At 64.2% G+C, this 3,014-nt stretch carries 4 protein-coding genes; all 4 read right to left on the bottom strand.

Features of this window, described 5'->3' with window-relative positions; all coding sequences use genetic code 11:
- Positions 1-221: 221 nt before the first annotated feature.
- On the bottom strand, positions 222-542 hold the full coding sequence (locus tag ACWNCF_RS02535; RefSeq protein ID WP_449405900.1) for a chaperone modulator CbpM: 321 nt from the start codon (positions 540-542) through the stop codon (positions 222-224).
- 3 nt (positions 543-545) lie between these two features.
- Positions 546-1,502: a DnaJ C-terminal domain-containing protein gene (locus tag ACWNCF_RS02540; protein WP_449405901.1), complete on the bottom strand. Its 957-nt coding sequence runs from the start codon at positions 1,500-1,502 to the stop codon at positions 546-548.
- A 103-nt stretch (positions 1,503-1,605) separates the two neighbouring features.
- Complete coding sequence (locus ACWNCF_RS02545; protein ID WP_449405902.1) at positions 1,606-2,025, bottom strand: PEP-CTERM sorting domain-containing protein; 420 nt, start codon at positions 2,023-2,025, stop codon at positions 1,606-1,608.
- A complete protein-coding gene (locus ACWNCF_RS02550) occupies positions 2,000-2,314 on the bottom strand; it encodes a hypothetical protein (protein WP_449405903.1) in 315 nt (104 codons plus the stop codon). The genes ACWNCF_RS02545 and ACWNCF_RS02550 overlap by 26 nt, the downstream gene beginning before the upstream one ends.
- Between the last annotated feature and the right edge of the window lie 700 nt (positions 2,315-3,014).

A 3,014-nucleotide genomic window follows, 5' to 3' on the forward strand; every position in this document is an offset into this window, starting at 1 on the left:
CAGCGCATTTCAGCCCGGGGCCGGCATAGCGCAAAATCTTTTTCCACAGCGGACCGTTCTCGGGCACGTTGACGGTGCCTGAGACTTCGGACGGGCAAAAAGGCGCGTTGGCGTCGGTCGGTCGTTTGAGCATGAGGGCAAGATAACACGGGGACTCCCGCGCACGCCTCGTGCCGCCCGAGTCCGCCGAAAAACCGGCGCACGGGGCGCCGGCGGAGTGCTCAGCCGTTACCGGCGTCGACACCCAGCACGCGCAGGCGCGCGCGCAGGCGGCGGATCTCGTCGGCCATGTCGACCACGAGCGCGGCGAGGTCCTCGTTGGCGTCGAAATCGCGCTCGACGCTCAGCAAGCGGCGGGCTCGGGCCAGGTCGTCGCTGCGGAAACGCCAGCTCGTCACCTGCACGCTGACCTCGCCGCCCAGCACGCCCGCGCGCACGTGTTGCACGACCCAGTCGGGCTCCACGTTGCAGGCGCGCGCCAGTTCGTCGAGGGTCAGCGCCACGTCCTCCAGCAGCACGCCGGTGAGAATATCGTCATGCATCGTTCAGGCTCCTATGCGTTCGCGTGGATTGAAGGCAAGGTCGCGCGCCATCGCCTCGTACAGCTCGCGCGCCCGGTCGCTCGTGGCGGGCGGCAACACCACGTTCAGCATCAGATACAAATCGCCCGGCGTTTTGGCGGGAATGCCGCGTCCTTTCAGGCGCAGCTTGCGCCCGCTCTGCGACCCCGGCGGCACCGTCACCTCGACCGTACCGGACGGCGTCTGCACCGGGATGCTCGCCCCCAGCGCCGCTTCCCATGGCGCCACCGGCACGTCCTGGTACACATGTGTTCCTTCGACGCGGTAGCGCGCGTCGGGGTTCAACTGGATTTCCAGGTACAGGTCGCCGGCCGGCCCGCCGCCGAATCCCGGATGCCCCTGCCCGCGCATGCGCAGTTGCTGGCCCGGCGTGACGCCTTGCGGGATGTTCACGCTGAGCGTCTTGTCCTGCACCGTCACCTGGCCCTGCGCATCGTGCTGCGGGACGCGCAGGCTGATGGTGCGCGTGGCGCCCTGGTAGGCGTCGCGCAGGTCGATGGCAATCGCCGCGTGGATATCCTCGCCCGGCATCTGAAAACCGCCTCCGCCCGCACGCGCGCCCGCGCCCGCGCCTGCGCCCGCGCCGCCGCGCGCACGCCGGCCCACGTGGGAGAACAGGTCGTTGAAGAAATCGTCCGCGCCGGCGCCGCCGAAATCGAACTGCGTGCCCCAATCCGGCGGCGGCTGGAAGCCCTGGCCGGGACGGTGGCCGCGGCCCAGTTCATCGTAGGCGGCGCGCTTCTCGGCGTCGCCCAGCACGTCATAGGCTTCGTTGATTTCCTTGGTCTTCGCGTCCGCGTCCTTGTGCTTGCTGACATCGGGGTGGTACTGCCGCACCAGCTTGCGGTACGCCTTCTTGATGTCGCCTTGGGTCGCTGTTTTCTCGACACCAAGGGTCTGGTAGTAGTCCTTGTATTCCACGAGCGTCGCTCCCGGTCGGGTTGGATGGTTGGTTCACCCGTATGTTGAGGCGGGGGGCTTGCTTTTCGATTACTACGCACCGGTTTCACGCTCGCCCGCCGCGTCAACGCGTCCCGCGCCGGCGCAGGGCGACCAGGCCCAGGACACCCGCGCCGAGCAATGCCATGGATGCAGGCTCCGGCAGATCGGTCGAATTCGAACCAACGACTTTCACCACCTGGACGTCGCCGCCGAAATAGGCGTTGCCGCGGGGTCCCGTCACGTAAAAACGGTCGAACGAAGGCGTCTCCATGGCGATGAACGCCGTGAAGGAATCGGCGAAATCCAGCGTCGGTACGAAACTGTCGGCGGCGACGTAGGTGTAGACGTAGGCAAACGCTTCGACATAATTGGCGTCCGCATCGTCCCAGCCGAAACCTGATGTACACACCTCGTCTTCACCGCCCAGCAATGCCGCCCTGGCCAGGTAATGCTGCTGTCCCTGGTGCCGCGTGACCTCATAGCTGACGGTGTGGCCATCCACCGAATTCGATGACGGTGAAAGCGGGTGTCTCATCTTTTCCGAATATATTGTTTTCGGTCGCGTTCTGGTAGCCGCCGTCGTATTTGGACCTGTCGACGTTGGCAATCACCGTTTGCGTAGAAGCTAACCCGGCGAGATCGCGCTTGCGCACGCCAAACACACCAGTATCGTCGAACCCTCCGGGAATAATGCCCTGGGTCGTTACCGTCCACAACGGAGAAGCTTGTGCCGCGCTTGCGAACATCCCGGCTGCCGCCACGGCGGCGACAACAAAAGCATACGGTTTCATCACGACACCTCTATTGATTATTGGTTACTTTTAAAAAAACAACTTCCGCGCCCAGGCGCAACTCCTTGATATCAAAGACGACGTCTTCCTCCCTCCCCTGCCGGTTCCGTGAGATTCTCCGACATCGCTCTTGCGTCAGCCTTACGTGGACACATTGACTTGGGCTTCTGGAAAGCATGGACTCGTCCTCCTCGACGCCATTCGCGTGCCGTGTTCGATGATACGCACTGACGGTCTGGCCGTCAGCATCTCGGCACTCCGTGCTGGGCGCCAAGTCGAGCTGCATGTTCAATCCGAACAGCGCGCTGAGCGCCGTGCTCGCAGCTGTGCTCGCGCGCGAAGGCCGATCTGCAGCAAGGGGATCTCGTGGTCGGTGGCTTCAGCCAGGGGTCGATCCTGGCGCTGCTCGCCAAGAACTACGACGCGCGCGTGCAGGCGGCGTACGGCATGGGCATGAGCAACGTCTCATGCGACTTACGATCTGTCGACCTGCGCGTCGCACGGCATACCGCACTCTGCCCAGCGACCGCCTGCGCGCCGTCGACGGCGAGAGCGGGACAATTTTGCCGGTGGCGCGCAATCGGCCGTGCAGACTTCGCTGCAGAACGTCACGGGGCTGAAATGCGCTGCCTGTTCGATAAGTGCGCTGGATCATCCAACGAACTCCTCCGTTTTAACCTTAGCAATATGTTGTTGAACG

Source organism: Massilia phosphatilytica (assembly GCF_977014125.1).